Origin of the sequence: Flavobacterium sp. FlaQc-47 (assembly GCF_044006475.1) — a bacterium.
Lineage (GTDB): Bacteria > Bacteroidota > Bacteroidia > Flavobacteriales > Flavobacteriaceae > Flavobacterium.
Map to the genome: position 1 here is coordinate 1 of NZ_JBIPCQ010000016.1, position 917 is coordinate 917.

Below are 917 nucleotides of genomic sequence, written 5' to 3' on the forward strand. Positions count from 1 at the left end.
TGATCAATTGATTCTCAAAATCCATGGCTTCCCATCGATGTTTGATTCTGATTTCCTGCAATGCCTCCAGGGCTAGTTTTTGAACATGAAATTTATCAGTAACCTGTATGGCTTTAGGAAAGCATCTCTTAGAGATTAACTTCATCGAATTGGCCATGTCCAGTGTTATTTCTTTTACAGAAGCTCTCTTTTGATAATCAATCTTAGAGATGTGTTCTATAACTTTTTCTGCTTTTGTTCCGGCAATAATAGCTACTAAGGAACCTTTCTTGCCTTTGAACTTCTTGTTGGTGACAATAGTATAAAGTTCACCCTGGGATAAAGCTACTTCATCAATTGATAAATGTGTACCTATATTCTCAGGATAAATAATCCATTGATGGGCATGCTCGCTTGGAGTCCACGTAATGAAAGAGCTCAGGTGTTTTTTGTATTGTCTTTGAAGCTTCTTTCCGTTAACACCAAAGAAACCTCCAATAGTGTGACAATCTGTGGCACTATTATCTATTAATTTCTTTTAAAAAAGCCGCAAACTCTTGAGTCATACGGGTTCCTTTAGCTGCTAATTGCTAGTCTCGCAATAATTTCTCCCGTGGTTTTGTTGGTCCAGCGGCGTCTTTTAATATGTAGATACACGTATTTACCCCGAAGAGGAAAATCCTGAATGGTAATCTCGTCCTGAAAACCCTTTGACACTAATTCCAAAGTATTAAACTCTTCTGGAACTTTACTTTTCTCTTCAAAATAAAAGTGTAAAACTTCTTCTGTATTAGCACTGGAAACCACATCAAAGTGGTCGACTAAAAAATCAGGAAGCATAAATTTTAAAAGCTCTATAGGATCCATCTTAAATTCTTAGAGTACAAATCTCTTATTTTATTTTGACATTTCCTCCCCAAGATTTGTTCTTGATCCAA

Annotated in this window: 2 protein-coding genes; both read right to left on the reverse strand. The window is 36.2% G+C overall.

Annotated elements, in window-relative coordinates; all coding sequences use genetic code 11:
• Positions 1 to 508: transposase (locus ACHRVX_RS23805; RefSeq protein ID WP_395337083.1), on the reverse strand; the 508-nt coding region annotated here is incomplete at its 3' end.
• Positions 509 to 555: 47 nt separating this feature from the next.
• Positions 556 to 846, reverse strand: coding sequence for a transposase (locus tag ACHRVX_RS23810; protein WP_395337081.1), 291 nt, complete (start codon positions 844 to 846; stop codon positions 556 to 558).
• Between the last annotated feature and the right edge of the window lie 71 nt (positions 847 to 917).

Excerpts from the sequence above, each read along its gene's own strand:
- ACHRVX_RS23810 (WP_395337081.1), bottom strand. The coding sequence starts at position 846 with ATGGATCCTATAGAGCTTTTAAAATTTATGCTTCCTGATTTTTTAGTC.